This is a genomic window from Streptococcus australis, assembly GCF_047463015.1.
GTDB lineage: Bacteria > Bacillota > Bacilli > Lactobacillales > Streptococcaceae > Streptococcus > Streptococcus australis_F.
Genome location: NZ_JASHER010000002.1, coordinates 143,989 through 161,514, shown reverse-complemented (window position 1 = coordinate 161,514; position 17,526 = coordinate 143,989). Strand labels below are relative to the sequence as shown.

The following is a 17,526-nucleotide window of genomic DNA, read 5'->3' as shown; positions in this document are numbered from 1 at the left end:
ATGGCCCCTTAGATATGGTAAAAAGGATTGGTACTGGCTTGACTGCCAATCACTTCAATCTCCCACGCTTCTTCAGCCTTCCACTGGTTAAGCTTTTCTACTAGTTTCGAGACAAAGAGAACCTCGATATGGTGCCCTGGATCCAAGGCCAAGAGCCCATCGCTCAGCATGTCTTGAGCCGTGTGGTAGTAGATATCTCCTGTTATATAGACCTCAGCCCCCTTAGCAAGAGCATCCTTGTAAAAGGACTGGCCACTTCCTCCACAGATGGCGACACGCGTAACAACCCGATCCAAATCAGTCTGGTCATAACTGACCAAGCGCAAAGCATCTAGTCCAAAAGTTTCTTTGACCTTTTCAGCCAACTGACCAAAGGTTTGGGCGGACACCTGACCGATGCGCCCGATTCCGAGTCCTTCTCCTGTTATACTGAGGGGCTCTGTATCTTCAATGTCCAAAAGTTGGCAGAACCAATCGTTGAGACCATCTGGGACAATGTCAATATTGGTATGGCTGACGTAGACTGCGATATCATGCTTGATCAAATCGATATAGATCTGATTTTGAGCCCGATCAGCTACCAAATCCTTAATCGGACGGAAAATGGGCGCGTGCTTGACGATAATCAAGTCCACCCCATGGGCGATAGCTTCAGCCACCGTCTGCTCGCGGATATCTAGGGCAACCATGACCTTTTGGATGTCTTTTTGCAAGGTACCGACCTGTAGGCCACGGACATCTCCCTCCATGGAAAGCTCCTGAGGACAGTAAGCTTCATAGCGTTTAATGACTTCTCTTGCTAACATGTAGAACCTCCTTGATTTGTGCGATGCGCTCTTCTAACGATGCTCTGGCAGATTGATTCTCAACCGGGACCTGCTCCAAGGCAAAGGCTAATTTCTCTACTTCCTTGGACCACTTTTGGACAAAGGCTGGAGCTTGTTCCCGCATCAAATAGGGACCAAAGCGTAGTTCCTTAGCTGATAACTCTTGAGAACCCTGTTCGACCACAAGGATCTCATAAAACTTCTCATTTTCTTCCAAGATAGCTTCATCAACAATGCGGAAATCATGGTCGACTAACCAAGCCCGCAGTTCATCTTCCCGATTATTGGGTTGGAGGACCAAGCGAGAGACACTGGCTAATTTCTCAAGACCTGCCGCTAGGATATCTGCAATCAAGCGTCCTCCCATGCCAGCAATGGTGATACAGGAAATGCCATCGGTTGGGGCAAATGCTGCCAAGCCATTGGCTAGGCGGACTTCAATCTTGTCCTCTAAGCCATTATCGGCGACATTTTGCAGGGCAGACTGATAGGGTCCCTCTACCACTTCACCAGCAATAGCAACCTCAATCTTACCTTCTTGTAAGAGGGCGATTGGTAGATAAGCATGGTCACTCCCCACGTCCAACAGACGCGCTCCAGCTGGGACAAAGCTAGCCACTAAGTCCAAGCGATTTGATAATTTTGTAAATTCCATGTGCTACTTTCTAAACTTTTATTCCATCCCTTAGTATACCATGTTTGCACCATTAAAAAAAGGCGCGACGGCGCCCTTTTCTTATGCATTAATTTCCTTATAGTCCACTTCCAAGCCACGTTTCACAGCTGGGCGATTGGCGATTTTCTCTGTCCAGGCTTGCAAATGCTTGTATTCCTTCACATCTAGGAAAATTCCGGCACGGTCCCAGACCTTGTCTTGGGCTAGACGGCCATACCAAGACCAGATGGCAATATCTGCAATGGTATAGTCATCCCCTGCGATATAAGGTTTGGTCGCCAATTCCTTGTCCAGCAGGTCCAATTGGCGTTTGGCTTCCATGGCAAAACGGTTGATGGCATACTCGATTTTTTCAGGAGCATAATGGAAGAAATGGCCAAATCCTCCGCCTAAAAAAGGTGCCGCACCCGTCTGCCAGAAGAGCCAGTTGAGCACTTCTGTCCGCTTAGCAGGATCTGTCGGGATAAATTTGCCAAATTTCTCTGCTAGATACAAGAGAATATTGGCCGATTCAAAGACCCGAATCGCTTCCTCTCCTGATTGATCCAACATAGCTGGAATTTTCGAGTTTGGATTGATGGCTACAAAGTCACTACCAAACTGATCTCCCTCGCCAATCTTAATCCGATAAGCATCATAACCAGCTTCCACTCCAAGCTCTTTCAATTCTTCCAGCATAATGGTCACCTTAATCCCATTTGGTGTCGGAAGGGTATAGAGTTGGAAAGGATGATCCCCTTTTGGAAGAGTTTGTTCAAAGCGGGCACCTGCTGTTGGTTGGTTCAAGCCACCCCAGGCTCCTCCCATCTGGCTCGGTGCTTCCCATACTTCTGGTAATTGATAGTCTGACATCTCTTTTCTCCTTTGTCTATGTTACTACTAGCATATCAAATCCAGTCGCTAGTTTCAAAAATCTGCTACGCTAGCTTTACTTGACTTTTCTTGCCAAAATGATAGTATAGAAAAAATACATTTTTGAAGGAGAAAAAACATGTCCACGATCGACTTTCATAGTTTGGCAAAGACAGAACTACACTGCCACTTAGACGGTTCCTTGTCGCTTCCGACCATTCGCCAATTGGCAGCCATGGCCAATATTGACCTCCCTGCTAGTGATGAAGAGCTCAAGCACCATGTCACTGCACCTGCCCACTGTGAGAATCTTTTGGACTATTTGGAGGCCTTCGACTACATTCGCCCTCTTCTTCAGACCAAGGAAGCCTTGACCCTTGCTGCTTACGATGTGGCCAAGCAAGCTGCTTTGGAAAATGTCGTCTACATTGAGGTTCGTTTTGCCCCAGAATTGTCCATGGACCAAGGGCTCACTGTTCCAGAAACAATCGATGCTGTCTGTGAAGGACTGCGCCAAGCCCAGGATGAATTCGGCATTACAGCCAAAGCCCTCGTTTGTGGCATGCGCCAGTCGGATCAAGAACTCACCTCTCGTATCCTGGCAGAAGCCAACCAAGTTAGAGATCAGGATTTTGTTGGCTTTGACTTCGCTGGGGATGAGCACCACTATCCACCACAAGCCATTGATGCCCTCATCCAACAGGTCAAAAGATACAACCGTCCCATGACCCTGCATGCTGGTGAGTGCCACTGCCCAGCCAATGTCGCTCAATCCATGGCCTATGGTATCAAACGAAATGGTCACGTGACCTTGCTAGCGGATGAACCAGAGCTTCTAAATGAGTTTGTGAAAAATGGGGTCACCGGTGAGCTCTGCTTGACCAGTAACCTTCAAACCAAAGCTACTGCCACTGTGGCGGACTTCCCTTACCTCAAGATGAAGGAAGCTCAAGCCCATATTAGTATCAACACCGATAACCGGACCGTCTCTGATACGGATTTGACCAAGGAATATGCCCTCTACCATCGCCACTTCCAAACAACGCCAGCTGACTTTTACCAGCACAATGTCGATGACATCCAGGCTTCCTTTGCTAGTGATGAGAAAAAACAAGAACTCCTAACCAAACTAGAAAAGGCTTACGCGGACTATTTATAAATATATTAGCTTGCATTTAATTAAGCAATGGCTTAAGGTTGAAGACAGAAACTTATTGGAAACTTTCCTTAGGTGAGTACGGACGTCAGCGAACTTCGGAGAAGTTCCATGACTTAGTTTTGAACCTAACGTTTCAAAACTCCCGAGTGCCTGAAACACTATTGTTTCAGGCACTTTTCTCACAGCAGAAAGTTCCAATATTCGCTTGTCTCACGCTAAAATCACCAATATATTCTTTTGCATTTGATTCAAAAGAAGTCTGTTTACATTCAAAAACTAGCACTTTTGTAAAGTGCTAGTATTTTTTTATTTAGAAACTGATTCATACAATGCTACGTCTCTAGGAGTTAGCAAACCGGTATAAAAACCGTCTACATTTACATTGGCATACTTGGTTAAATCATCATAAGTATGAACGGTGTGAATGTAAATTCGTTTATTCAGTCGATGAACAGCATCAATAAAATCCTGATTGAAGCGAGGATCAGCAAATGAAATCGTCACTGCCTCGATTTCCTTATGTTTTGAAATAAAATCGATAACCTCTTCTGCACTATCTGGCGAAGAATATAAGGTATAGATGATATGTTGGAAAGGATAAATGGCTTCGATTTCCCCGAACATCTCTTGATTGTAGATTTGTGGAACCACACGATCCAATAGAGACTCATCTCGATTTTTAGCTTCAGTTACAATTTGCTCGAATTGCGTAACAGTATCTTCCTTAGGGATTTCCATCGATTTGGTATCTGTGATCAATACCATATCAGAGTTAATGACCATCTGATCTAAAACATCCCCAATCAGCATGGTCGTAAAGCGACTTGGTGTCTCTGGAGAACCATAGGCTTTGAAGTTTTTCCACTCCTCTGATGAAAGAGCAACACCATCTTTATTCCCAAATTGATGCCAGTCATGGACAGCCGCCAATTTACGATCGCTAGTTAAATAGAAATCCATTTCAAACAAACGATGCCCTAGACCATAATTCTGTTGCAAAGCTTCCAGGGAGTTGGTATAAAAAGTATTGTATTCTTTCTCACGTATGGTACCACCTGCATGGGCAACCAATCTTGGCGAATCCTTTAACCAATTCTTTTTCTTGTTCTCCGTATAGTGGACAAATCCGAAGGTGTTTGAAAATTTCCCGTTAGTAAGCACTTCTAAACTTTCTTTATCCACATACTGAGAAGACAATAATTTGGCTTCTTGCTGAGTCGAAATAAGGTAATGGTTTTTATCAAATTGCTTTTTCTCTTTATTCCATTTAATTGTAATGGTGACATTGGATTGTTTCTTTTCGAAACCATCCGATGTTTTTTTATAGCCTGCTTGGACCAAAGATTCTTCAACTGGATACAAACCAGACGAAATCATGCTTAGCTTGCTAATATACAAACCAAGAAAACCAAGAATGACTACTGTTCCTAATACAAATAAGGCTGAATAGATCCGTTTGTGCGATCTATTTTCCTTTCTATCTCCCCTTCTCATCTCTAAACCGAATCTCCTCTATTAATCTTTCCACAAATCCATCGCCTGTAAGAAATCATCTGAAACTGTGACATTTTCAGGCTGAAGAGCTTCCCGTTCTTGTTGTTTGATTTTTAATTGTGTCAAACTGGCAATCCCCTCCCGTCGCCAATTGCGCAGGATGGCCTGGATATATTTCCAGTGAGGCTTGCCATTAAAGACAGCTTCTCTCAAGGCAGCCTTTACAATATCAGGGTCTGTTTGGTCCTGTTTGACTGTCTGCGTCAAATCTTCGATTTCAAATGGCGTCAACAAACGTCCTAACTCCTGCTCAAAAGTTTTGACCAAATCAGCCAGTTCATTTTCTGCTTGCTTGTCTTGCCCACGCTGTACCGTGTCTGTCTTACTTTGAAGTAAGTCATCCAGGCGTTCGAGGGCAATGGTCGCATCAAAAAGAACTTCAATCTCGCCATCTAACTCAATTGTCCGATATTGGAGCAAACCTTGGTTGGTCAGGCGAGACATAGACTGGTTAACTTCTGCGACAGACTTGCCAATCGCATCTGCAATTTGATTAGGTGTGAGGCTGGATTGGTTGGTTGTGTTTTGCAAATAAAAGAACTGCCAAACCAGAAAATCCTCTGCGTCTTTAAATAAATGGTGATAATGGAAAAGTAAGGCACTTGGTAAAACCAAATTGCCCGACTTAAATGCTTGTGAATATGTCATACTACCCCTTTATAGGTAACCATAAAATGAAATATCTTTTTCTAACTCCTCCAAACGATAAGGAGTTTCTTGGTAAACTGCATAATTGATCCAATTACTAAAGAAGTTGGCTGCCGCTAAGTTCCACCGCATCCGAGGTTCCCGACTACTATCATCCTGATCGTAATAATTCTTCGGAAGATCTGGATTCAAGCCTGCTTTGACATCTCGCTGGTATTCCTTGGCCAAGGTATCACGGTCATACTCCAAATGACCAAAACTATAGACCTCTCGAAGGTCTGGACTGGCCAGGATAGATAGTCCTACTTCACCCCCCTGAGCCAGGACTTGCAAGTTACTCTTCTCTAGCACTTCCTTGAAGGGGACATCTGTATAACGTGAGTGAGGGGCCAAAAAAGCATCGTCAAAGCCACGCATCAAGCGATTCTGAGGATTCATGACTGTTTGCTCATAGATCCCAGATAGCTTGTCGCAGAGAGCTACTTTTTCAATCCCATAGCGGTAATAGAGACCAGCTTGGGCACCCCAACAAAGGTGCAGAGTTGAAAAGACATGGCGCTTCGACCAAGCAAAGACCTTTGTTAGCTCCTCCCAGTAATCCACTTCCTCAAAGGCTAGTTTCTCTACGGGAGCTCCCGTAATAATCAAGCCGTCATAATAGTTCTCTTTAATATCCTCGAAGGATTTGTAGAAGACTTCCATATGTTCTGCCGCTGTCGTCTTAGACTCATGGCTGGTCATATAGAGGAAATCCACATTAATCTGCAAGGGAGTATTGGCCAGGAGGCGTAAGAGTTGAGTCTCAGTGGCTACCTTAGTCGGCATGAGATTCAAAATCAGAACATTCATCGGACGAATATCTTGGTGCGTTGCCCGAATATCATCCATGACAAAAATATTTTCTGAGCGAAGAATATCAACTGCTGGTAATTTCTTATCTAAGGTAATTGGCATAAAAAGCTCCTATCTTACAAGTTGTTACCTCTTATTATAAGACAGGAGCATATAGTTTTCAATTATGGTTTTTCTCTATCTAGATATAGCTCTAAACTATATTAGTAATGCATCAAGACCTTGTAATCGTAGTCTCCGATAGCTTCGCGGCCTTTGAGATCATCGAGCTCGATCAAGAAGGCACAACCTGCAACCACTCCACCGAGTTTTTCGATCATTTCGATGGTTGCTTTAACGGTACCACCTGTTGCCAAGAGGTCATCGACGATGAGAACGCGTTGACCTGGTTTGATAGCATCAGCGTGCATGGTTAAGGTATCCACACCGTATTCTTTTTCGTAGTCAGCCGAGATGACTTCACGTGGCAATTTACCAGGTTTACGAACAGGCGCAAAACCAATACCGAGCTCGAAAGCGACCGGACATCCAACGATGAATCCACGCGCTTCAGGGCCGACGATCATGTCGATTTTCTTATCGGTTGCGTATTGAACGATTTCACGAATCGCATAACTATAAGCATTGCCATCTGCCATCAAAGGGCTGATATCACGGAAGGTAATTCCTTCTTGTGGATAGTTTTCAATGCTTGCAATGTAATCTTTTAAATTCATGGTTAACTTTCTTTCATAAAAAATTTTTACATTCCATTATACCATGAATTCTATTAACGTGCATCATTTTTTACTAAATCATTTTCCTACCCTCCTGCAAAGAAAACAAAATCCCACATCCAAAAAAGATGTGGGATTGGATTCGAAAAAATGTCTTACTTCTCTTCTAACAATTCATTGTACTCGATTGTCATATCGCCCAGATTTTTCAAAGAATAGCGCGAGCTACCATTCTTGAACCAGGTACCAAGGATGTATTGTTCGGCGACCTTCTTGCTTTGGTTTCGAAGCCAAGTGAGGTCTTTGCCGTAGGTAGCAAGTTTCTGTAAAAAAACACTTCCTTCAACTGTTTGATTATCCTCGTAAAGATACACTTTTTCTTGAATCAATGCTCTTTTTTTAGAATTGTATTTGAAGGTCATCCAAACGTATGCATTTTCGTTTAGATGGTATTCATACCAGTAAACCCATTCAGAACTGTCTCGAAACATCATGACAGATAGGTCTTCCTGACCACCAACGATGTCATCTGAATAGGGATACATTTGAAATCCTTCATCTTCCTTCCAGATGCGATCACTTCCGATCGTTTCTGTAAAGGGCCTAAACATGACATAGCGCATCCACCCACCATTTTCAGCGTAGTTAATCTCCTCCATGGGGTTTCTCAAACTCAAGTAGATCCCCAGCCAATAGAGGGCAAAAAGCAGGAAAGGACTGAGCCAGAGGATTATTTTCTTCTTGTTCATTAAATCGATCCTGTTAAATAATCATAGATTTCTTGCACAGATCCTAGAGCCATGAGCTCTTGGTCTTTGACCGTCTTCACCAAGTCCTGATAGATGGAACTAGAGGTAATCTCCTTCTTCTCCGCATCCTTGTTGACAGTCATGATGCCATTTTCAATCTGAACAAAGCCTAATTCTTGGAAAATCTTTATCATCTTGATCAATAAAACCTGTGGAATCTTAAGGTAGTCTGATAGTTGGCTCAGCTTATGTCGGATATCAAACTCAGGGAACTGGTACAGTGTCTTATAGAGTTTGGCATATTGATCGCGGTTGCCATAACCGGTCAAATAATAGGCCTTGTCTAGGTGATTCTTAAAATAGACCGCTTGGAAGCTCTGTTCTTGGAAGAGGGCTTTCAATTCTGTCAAGTCATCTGGTATGCGATCGATGACAATTGCTGGTGATTCTACCCCTCCTTCTAACTGACTAAAGAGTGGGATGGCTTGTGGGAGAGGAGCATTCTTTCCTCGGATATTGTAAAGCTGTACTCCTTCTACACGGGCATCCACCATCATCAATTGCAGGGTGGTCTGTCCATTCCATTGATTGATGGCCAAGGATACCACCAACTCCAAATTTTTCGCTTGGGAGAATTCCAATTCCAAATGGCCCTGACCAAAAGCCACCACATCAAAGCGGGCATTGCCTTTTTGAATCTTCAACTTCAGATGGCTATTGCCGGCTCCCATGGTCCGGCTAGACTCCACTTGGAAATCTCGAATGTAAAAGACGGGTTTCTTATGGTCCATCCCAAAAGGTGCTAAACGATCAAAGCTCTTCAAGGTATCCAAGGTCAGCTCTTCAAGGTCCAACTCCTCATCTACAAAGAGAGTAGATTTAGCCGTCAGGTCAATCCCTTTTTCACGAATATAATCAGAAAAAATCTCGGTCAGGCGAGGAAGATTATCTACTTCCAAAGTCATACCAGCTGCACCCGCATGGCCCCCAAAGGCGATAAAAAGATCACGATGGGGATCCAGGGCTTCGAAGATATGGACACTTTCTGGACTTCGCGCACTACCCTTGGCCTTGCCTTGGTCTATGGTTAGGACGATGATGGGCTGATGGAGCTCTTCTAGCAGTCGACCAGCCACGATTCCTAAGACACCAGGATTCCATCCTTCCTTGGCCAAGATTTGAACCGGAAGACTTGGATCGACCATAGCTTTGGCCTCATCATAGATGGCTTGCACGATCTCCTTGCGCTCTTCATTCTTAGCTTGAATCATCAGAGCAATCTCTAGTGCTTCTTCATCATCAAAGCCTGTCAAGAGCTCGACCGCTGGATTAGGGTCATCCAAGCGACCCAAGGCATTGAGACGAGGGGCAATCTGGAAACCAACCGTTTCTTCATTTACATCTTGAGGGGCGATGGAGGCCAACTTGAGCATTTCCTGAAGGCCGATCCGTTGGGTTTGACGAAGGACACCTAGGCCATACTTGACTAAGATGCGGTTTTCATCTGTCAAACTGACCATATCCGCAATGGTCCCAATGGCTACCAAATCTAGAAAATCTAGAGGCACCTCCTCTAGAAGGGCACAGGCCAACTTAAAGGCAACCCCACAGCCTGCTAGATGCTTGAAAGGGTAATCGGCATCTGGATGTTCCGGGTGAATAATGGCATAGGCATCTGGTAAGACTTCTGGCATGGCATGGTGGTCCGTCACAATGACATCTACTCCCATGCTTTGGGCCAAGTCAATGGCTTCGTGTCCAGCTACTCCATTGTCTACCGTGATGATGAGGGAAATCCCTTGCTGTTCGATAAAGTACTTGTAGACACTGGCATTGGGACCGTACCCATCTGTAAAGCGGTTGGGTAGATAGACTGCTACTTCCGCCCCCATCTGCTCCAAGGTTTCCTTCATGATAGAAGCGGCCGTCATCCCGTCTGCATCATAGTCCCCATATACTAGGATGTGTTCATAATCTTCAATAGCTTGGCGAATCCGATCCACTGCCTTGTCCATATCGTGAAGCAGGTAGGGATCATGGAGATCTTCTAGCCGCGGTTCTAGAAAACGATCCAGCGCTTCTTCCGTCTGGATCCCTCTTTCTCCCAGTAACTTGGCTGCGGATGCTTCTAATCCTCTCTTCTTTGCTTGCGCCAAAAACGTATCATCTGAAAAGGGCTTAGCAAACTGCCATTCATATTTTGACGTGATCATCTCAGTCCTTGTCTCCTGTTTTTCTTATCAGCATATTATAACATGAAAGCCAGGAATCAGGAAAATGAAAGAGCCTATTTAGAAAGATTGGGAGGAGTAAATAGAAGATAACCCATTATAGTTTCCCCACTAACACACTGGAACCCCATTTCAAGTGTATCCATTAGAACCACTCTATCTCCGCTAAATTCATTTTACGAATGACTGACCCTCCCTATAAATAGTTTCTACTATATTTTTTTATTATTTAGATACAAATTACTTGACACTGCAAAGGATTGTAATATAAGTGGCTTTAAATTATATGGTAACGGACTGATCGGTTTTTCAGCCGTCTTGGTTTGAAATCCTTGACTTTATGGCCATTGGAGTTATTAATTCTGTGTGTGGAAAGGACAATCAGTTTTTTATTTTAAGCTGTCCCAGTCGACTTCCGCTTTTCTCTGGCTACAATAATGGTCTCTACCATTCAGTCCTAGCAGAAAAACCGTCATAAACATCTAACCGACTCCTTGTCGGTATAGAACTGGACACGCTTAAAATGTGTGGAAAAAAAGTGATCTACTTCCAAACCAGGAAAAAGGAATGGAGGAACAAGTGAAAACTTTCTATAAAAAATTATTCGCGTTTGTAGCAATGATTAGTGTAGTTGCTCTTGGCTTATCAATTATTAAGCCAGTCTCTGCAGCGACTGTTACACCAACCATTACAAACCTTAAAGCAACAGCAGCTGGTCAAAAGGTCACATTTTCTTTCGACTGGGATTTAACAGGTAAATCTGTTAAAGAAGGTGACACTTTCACAATCGACGCTCCAGAAGGTGTCAATATTATTGAAATCGCAACACAATCACTACAAGCAAACGGTGCTGAAGTGGCGACTGTTTCGATGACAGGTAAAAAGATTACTTTTACTTTCAAAAAAGCAATCGAATCCATGAACCAAAACGTAAAAGGTGGATTCTCATACAAAGCGGAATGGGATAACACACCAGGAAACCCTGGCAACAAAACTGCCACTTCTAAAGTCGGTTCAGAATCCGTTGTCATCACTCGTCCTGATGGACCAGGCGTATTTGAATCTGTGATCAATAAATATAACCTTACTGGGGACTATGTTGCTAAGCAATTCAAATTAGATGCATCTGAAAACTATGCATGGATGAATGTTGGAGATGATTACTACCTTACAAAATGGTTCATCCGTATCAACGGAGATGGTAAGAAACAAGCCATCACAAATCCTGTTGTATCAGATAAAATCCAAGCTCCAGCGGTAGATTACTCAAAAATCACTTTTGCTCCAGCTGCTAACCATGCAGCAAGTGAATTCTTCGTGGGAACTTACTTGAAACCATCCTTCACATTAAGAAAAGGTGGACAAGTGGTTGCTTCAGGATGGGACTTCTGGCAACATGTGAAATTCGATGCTGACGGTAATGGATTTACTGTGAATTTATCAGATGTCAGTGATGTTTTCAAAACAGCTACAGACGAAGAATTAATCATTGAATACCAAACATTAATTCCTAAGACTACCATTCGTGTAGATAACAACGCTACATTGAAAGCTGACGAAATTACAACTCCTCAAGAAGATCCAGCTTTCTGGAACAACACTGAGTTGAAATTCTGGGTATCTGGTGACACAACTGTGACCGTTCAAAAAGAATGGGTTGGAGATAGCGAAGCAGACCGTAAAGATATCACAGTTCAATTGTATGCTGATGGCCAAGCCTTGGAAGGGATGACACAAACTCTTACGAAAGCTTCTGGTTGGCAAGCAACATTTACAAAATTGCCTGGTATCAAAGACGGTAAGAAGATTGAGTACTCAGTAGTGGAAACAAACACACCTGAAGGTTACACTTCAAAAGTTGAAAAAATTGATGATGCAAACGTGATCAAGGTCATTAACACATCAAACAAACCAACTACAACTACAACTACTACTACCACTACTACAACAACTACTACACCTGAGACTCCTGCTACGACAGTTTCATCAGAAGAGCCTAAGACTACAGTAACTACTACGCCTGAGACTCCTGCTACAACTGTTTCTACAGAAGAGCCTAAGACTACAGTAACTACTACGCCTGAAACTCCTGCTACAACTGTTTCTACAGAAGAGCCTAAGACGACAGTAACTACTACGCCTGAAACTCCTGCTACAACTGTTTCTACAGAGGAGCCTAAGACCACAGTAACTACTACTCCTAAGACTCCTGCTACAACTGTTTCATCAGAAGAGCCTAAGACTACAGTAACTACTACACCTGGAACACCACATACAACACCAAGTACAACACCTGAAGGACCAAGTACTAAACCTAGTACAACACCTGAAGGTACTAATTCTTCTACCACAACTACACCTGAAAATCCAACTGGACCAAACGGTGGAAGCAATGGTGGCGGACGTAAGAAACTTCTTCCAAGTACAGGTGAAGTTGTCGCAACAGGTCTTGTCCTTACAGGAGTATTGGTCTTGGCTGGTGCCGTTGTCTTGAAACGTAAAATGACTGATAAGTAATTCAGTTCAGATTACCACTATTAGCTTGCACTAGCTCCACCTCCTAGTCACTAATAGCACGAGAGAGAATCACATTCTCTCTCTTTTTTATGGACCTATGACGATAGAATAAACTAGAAAACCAAGTCCTACCTCATTCTCATTTTTCTGTCCTAGAGGTTATATAAAAGAGCCTGTGAAAACTTCACTAGGCTCTTTTGTATCTTCACTTATATTCCAGTCTATTTCATATATGGGAATGTTTCTATTATTTTCTTCCTTAATTTTTCATTTTCTATCTTTTCAATATTGAGGACCTCTTGAAATTGGAGCGTATCTTGAATCACATGTTCTTGACCATCTTTTGAAAACTCGGCGGGAATGGTCAAATTTTTAAAAAGCTCTTTCCTTATGTATCCTTCTGGTGTTTCTTCGTAAAATATATTCATAAGATCTAACTCAAAATTAGTACTGTGTTTTTGAGGCTGAGATTTGAAGTATTGAAGAAATTCTTCTTTATTCTGAACAAGGTGCTCTTGCCCATCTACAGAAAATTCAGCAGGAAGCGTGAAATCTTTAACGAATGAATCATAGGGACTTGTTAGTAATTCTAAAAAGGAGAGACGAAACTCTACATCTTCTTTGCCTAAGAAATACAAAACTGAGCGATAGTGATTTTTCAACATCTGATAGACCTTTGGATAGACTGATGCTAGAGATATTTTGTACCTTTCAGATTCCCTAAAACTTTCATTAAACCTAAGTTGTAATCCTCTAGAAAAATAGTCATTTCCTCCGGAACCAGATAATTTCGTCTTTGTCATAAGAGCGAATGGATGTCTATTTTCAAGTCTCTGTTTTGACTCCGTTATAACTTCTTCAACACTTTTACCAGAGGAACTTTTTTTAGATATTTTTCCTGTTTTTGCATCAATCAACCCCTCCTCAACCGGGTACTGTGAAGTCTCTTTAAACTCCTCCGTAACAACTTTCATAGCCCCATTTTCAATCACTACTTTTGATTCCTTAGGTGCTAACATAGTAATAAGAAAGTATACTTCATTATCCTCTGTTTCGTATATTTCTTCTGAAATATCGAGTGGGATATATTTCTTATTATAGTCACGTACCATTTTAAAGACATCATAGGTTTTAGGTTTTAGTTTTCGATCCTTCGTGTCGTATACATCAATCAACCAATACTCCCCTTCTTTGGGCTCATTGTAACTTAGATAAGGCGCAGAATCTGGTGCAGTACGATATCGTGAAAACTTATCACTACTCGCTTTTAACTTATAGCTTTCTTGCATGATATAGCGCTCACCACTTGCACCATCATGTGTATTAAGTTGGTACGCAAATTCTGGTTTACCTTTATTAACTTCTTCAATTAATTCTCTCTCATCACCATCGTCCCATTCGATAACTAGTGCTTCCCCGTTATGAATAAATTCATAGTCCTTAATTACTGGCCTCGGTTTCCATTGAACATACTGACGCAATTCCCTTTCACGAAGTTGTTCTTTGATAGAGTACACAAAGCCAACTACCACGACGAATAAAGTAAATAAAAACATCTTTGACTTAAATAACTTAGGCATAAACAGTTCCCCCTAATCACTAGCTCCTACAAACTATTTTACCATGATTCTTATAAAGTGTCAGTGGTTGAAAAAAGAGGCTGGGACAAAAGTCCTAGCCTCTCAATTGTCTTTGGATTGTCGAGCAAGACGCAGTGGTTGAGTGGGCTCTCCTACGCTAATTTCATCAGCTTTTACAGCCCTACTCAACTGTGCAGAGGTGGGACGACGAAATCGAATTCTAACGAATGACCGATTTCTGTCCCACTCTCTTGCATTATGTGATGACTGTCTAATAAAAAAACTAAAAGTCGACAAACACGAGACTGGACCTACTCTTCTAGTCCATCAATTCCTAGCTAGAAGTATTCCTTATTTTTGAATCACCCATTTCGTGTCACCATATACGATTATAAATGGTCCATCCCCATCTGTTAAATAGTTAATTTTATATTTAGCTGACTCCCCCGCCTCAAGGACTGTTAGCTGGTCGTAATTTAGCGTATTGTTCAGCATATAAGCAGATTTTCCTTTGCCATCATAGAGCTCGACATTGGAATAATTCGGGGTACTTTCAATACGAAGAGATGTTGGATTTGATAGTGTGAATTCAACGATCAGTCTATGTTGTTTTTTCGATTTATCGATACGGTCTTGATCATCCTGAACATCCAAATTTGGATCGTCTATTACACTATTCAGTGTAACTTCTAAGCCATTAGCAAATACAACTGGCTCTCCAATTGCATATTTTTTGACCGGATTTTGTGGGTTAAAATCTTTTAGCTTTTCACTTACCTTTCCTTCATCAGTGACGCTATCAGTATTGATGGGCCAGAAGATACTATTATCATTTCCACCTCCAGATTGATTAGCTTTCTGCATTTGTTGAGGAATTTGTAACAAGAGTGCCAAATTTTTAGTATCAATTTTAACTTGACCTTGGTTGGTCACCTCCATTTCAATCGTCATTTCCGTACTACCAATCATATTACCGGTTGAAAAACTCGCATTAAAATTTTCCTTAACTAAATGTTGTAAGATGGTAGAAAGCATTATATAAGAAAGATGGTCTCCTCGGTTGTCTTTTTCAGCATACTTCTCGTGTAGTTCATCTAACCAAGCATACATGGTCTCATTTGGATTATTGGGATCAATACTCAATCTGTACCCTTTTCCTCTTGGTAATTGACTTGGGCTATAGGCTGGTGTTTGAATTTTAAGGATTACCTTATTCCCCTTAACTGCATATCCCTTTAATTCGTAACTCTTTTCAGTACGGAGAGCATTGGTCATTAATTTTAAATACATGGGACCATAGATTTTGAGCGGATATTTTTCTCCTAGATACTCAAAATAAGTATTTGAATCAAATGTCCTATTACTTTCTTCTATTTTAGGAACAATATAGTCCTTCCAGATCCGGTTGTACATTTCTTCCTGACTCATTACTCCACTAGCCTTGACTACTGTGCCCATTTCATCTTGGTCAATGTAAATTGCTTCAACTACTTGCAAAGCTTTTTGAACTTTTCCCTCTTCATCGAGAGGAGCTTCATTTTGTTGCAGACTATATTTAGAAATCCCGTCACTCGGAGCTGATCTCATATATGAAGGATCATGATCAAATGTTCTGTATTTATTACCACTCTTAGCATTCCAATCAAATGATGCAGCTGGTCCTGTTTTGTCAAAATGGATGTCTTCTCGAACCGTTTTCTTCGGTAGATTCTTATTCGAGGAATCCTTTTTTTCTGTACTTCCTTGATGACAAGCACTTAAGAATAAGGGGAATAGCATACCCCAAAATAACAGACACCGTTTTATATTTTTCTTCATCTTATCTCCTCCCGATTTCATTCTTATTTTACCATCAATACCCTCTTTTGTCAGTCAAATATATAATAGAGAGTGGGACAGAAATCGGTAATTCGTTAGAATTCGATTTCGTCGTCCCACCTCCGCACAGTTGAGTAGGGTTGTAAAAGCTGATAAAATCAGCGTAGTAGAGCCCACTCAACCACTGCGTCTTGCTCGATAATCCAAAGACAATTGAGAGGCTAGGACTTTTGTCCCAGCCTCCATTTAAGTAGCATTATAAAAATAGATTTATTAAATCTTATTAGGATACCCAAGAAGTCTCTTTTTAGTTTTGATCTTCTAGTCCGTCCTGTTGATCTTCATAAAAAACAACTTTCCCATCTTTCACTTTGAAGGAGTAACTGAGCGTGTCTTCCGAATCATCTTTATGATTGGAATAGTAGAAACTATAGGAACCATTCGGTAGTTTGCTCGCATCTAGCTTTTTAGCTGCCTCCTCTAGGTCTTGCTCCTTAACGGACACGGCATCATCTACATAAATGGTCATACGGATTAACTCTTGATCGATCAAGGTTTGAAAAGGAATTTGATAGTAGCCGGCAAAGTCTTTTTTCCCTTCTTTGAAATTTTGTCTTGCAATGCTATCCAGGATTTCCTCCTTTTCTTCCTGATAAAAGTTACTTAAAAAGATAGAGAATTCAATTGGAAGGCCGAGAGATTGCTTCTTTATTTCCTTCTCTAGTTTTTCCTCGATATTTTTTATGGATTTCTGCTCTAAAAACACTTTCTTATAGTCTGGAAGAAAAATAATAGATGAACTTGACCAGTCATCATGAAAAGTTGTTTCATTTTCCAATCGTACCGTTTGATCATCGTAGGTTTTCTCAGAGTAGGTGTAGCTTACATGATAAGTTGGGAATTCTAGGGCAGTCCAAGATAACTTGGTGATGGTTACTTTTCCATGAAGACCAGCTTGAGCAAGCTCACTGCTAACAACTTCTTTAGCCTTTTTGTAATCACTCGATGTCATGATCTTACAACTGGTTAGAACCATCGTTAAGAATAAAATGGGAACTAGGAGTAAAAGGGAATAACCTTTGTTTTTCATAGGTCTACCTCCAAAAATAGAAAACTTCCAAAAGTTAGATAGAGGACTATATAGGATGAAAGATTCTCACAAGTTGAAATACTCATCAACGTATCATTTATCTAGCTCTATTCTACCATTATTTACAAGGAATGTCAGGAAAAACAAGAAAAGAGGCTGGGACAAAAGTCCTAGCCTCTTAATTGTTTTTGGATTGTCGAGCAAGACGCAGTGGTTGAGTGGGCTCTACTACGCTGGTTTCATCAGCTTTTATAGCC

The 17,526-nt window shown here is 41.7% G+C and carries 14 protein-coding genes; 2 read left to right on the top strand and 12 right to left on the bottom strand.

All coding sequences use genetic code 11. The features are described 5' to 3' along the window. Positions 1–8: 8 nt before the first annotated feature. The 3 genes from QM873_RS02540 to yghU form a co-directional block, all read right to left on the bottom strand. Positions 9–806 (bottom strand): Nif3-like dinuclear metal center hexameric protein, encoded by a 798-nt coding sequence (locus QM873_RS02540; RefSeq protein WP_414278742.1) that lies wholly within the window; start codon positions 804–806, stop codon positions 9–11. Beyond that, entirely contained in the window at positions 784–1,482 is a 699-nt protein-coding gene (locus tag QM873_RS02535) for a tRNA (adenine(22)-N(1))-methyltransferase (RefSeq protein WP_414278741.1), read from the bottom strand. The genes QM873_RS02540 and QM873_RS02535 overlap by 23 nt, the downstream gene beginning before the upstream one ends. 81 nt (positions 1,483–1,563) lie before the next feature. After that, the gene (gene yghU, locus QM873_RS02530) at positions 1,564–2,355 is read right to left on the bottom strand and encodes a glutathione-dependent disulfide-bond oxidoreductase (RefSeq protein ID WP_414278740.1); all 792 of its coding nucleotides are present in this window, start codon (positions 2,353–2,355) and stop codon (positions 1,564–1,566) included. Positions 2,356–2,494: 139 nt separating this feature from the next. Here yghU and add point away from each other — a divergent pair, with 139 nt between their 5' ends. Beyond that, positions 2,495–3,514: an adenosine deaminase gene (add, locus tag QM873_RS02525; RefSeq protein ID WP_414278739.1), complete on the top strand. Its 1,020-nt coding sequence runs from the start codon at positions 2,495–2,497 to the stop codon at positions 3,512–3,514. 306 nt (positions 3,515–3,820) lie between these two features. Here add and QM873_RS02520 read toward each other — a convergent pair whose 3' ends face one another. The 6 genes from QM873_RS02520 to recJ form a co-directional block, all read right to left on the bottom strand. Further along, entirely contained in the window at positions 3,821–5,008 is a 1,188-nt protein-coding gene (locus QM873_RS02520) for a glycerophosphodiester phosphodiesterase family protein (protein ID WP_123159278.1), read from the bottom strand. Positions 5,009–5,029: 21 nt separating this feature from the next. Beyond that, a complete protein-coding gene (locus tag QM873_RS02515; protein WP_120702020.1) occupies positions 5,030–5,716 on the bottom strand; it encodes a DnaD domain-containing protein in 687 nt (228 codons plus the stop codon). A gap of 9 nt (positions 5,717–5,725) precedes the next feature. Continuing rightward, positions 5,726–6,670, bottom strand: a complete 945-nt coding sequence (gene metA, locus QM873_RS02510) for a homoserine O-acetyltransferase MetA (protein ID WP_414278738.1) — start codon at positions 6,668–6,670, stop codon at positions 5,726–5,728. Positions 6,671–6,771: 101 nt separating this feature from the next. Next, positions 6,772–7,284, bottom strand: coding sequence for an adenine phosphoribosyltransferase (locus QM873_RS02505; RefSeq protein WP_003002788.1), 513 nt, complete (start codon positions 7,282–7,284; stop codon positions 6,772–6,774). Between the two features lie 155 nt (positions 7,285–7,439). Continuing rightward, positions 7,440–8,033 carry a TipC family immunity protein gene (locus QM873_RS02500; RefSeq protein WP_414278737.1) on the bottom strand — a complete coding sequence of 198 codons (594 nt, stop codon included), beginning with the start codon at positions 8,031–8,033 and terminating at the stop codon, positions 7,440–7,442. Next, positions 8,033–10,246 (bottom strand): single-stranded-DNA-specific exonuclease RecJ, encoded by a 2,214-nt coding sequence (gene recJ / locus QM873_RS02495; protein ID WP_414278736.1) that lies wholly within the window; start codon positions 10,244–10,246, stop codon positions 8,033–8,035. Before recJ ends, QM873_RS02500 begins: the two co-directional genes overlap by 1 nt. Positions 10,247–10,831: 585 nt before the next feature. Between recJ and QM873_RS02490 the strand changes: the two genes are divergently transcribed. Next, positions 10,832–12,781 (top strand): Cna B-type domain-containing protein, encoded by a 1,950-nt coding sequence (locus QM873_RS02490; RefSeq protein ID WP_023022951.1) that lies wholly within the window; start codon positions 10,832–10,834, stop codon positions 12,779–12,781. A gap of 221 nt (positions 12,782–13,002) precedes the next feature. Here the strand turns inward: QM873_RS02490 and QM873_RS02485 are convergent, their stop codons facing one another. The 3 genes from QM873_RS02485 to QM873_RS02475 form a co-directional block, all read right to left on the bottom strand. Further along, positions 13,003–14,361, bottom strand: coding sequence for a hypothetical protein (locus QM873_RS02485; protein WP_414278735.1), 1,359 nt, complete (start codon positions 14,359–14,361; stop codon positions 13,003–13,005). Positions 14,362–14,712: 351 nt separating this feature from the next. Continuing rightward, on the bottom strand, positions 14,713–16,179 hold the full coding sequence (locus QM873_RS02480; protein WP_414278734.1) for a hypothetical protein: 1,467 nt from the start codon (positions 16,177–16,179) through the stop codon (positions 14,713–14,715). 307 nt (positions 16,180–16,486) lie between these two features. Next, the gene (locus tag QM873_RS02475; RefSeq protein ID WP_414278733.1) at positions 16,487–17,269 is read right to left on the bottom strand and encodes a hypothetical protein; all 783 of its coding nucleotides are present in this window, start codon (positions 17,267–17,269) and stop codon (positions 16,487–16,489) included. Between the last annotated feature and the right edge of the window lie 257 nt (positions 17,270–17,526).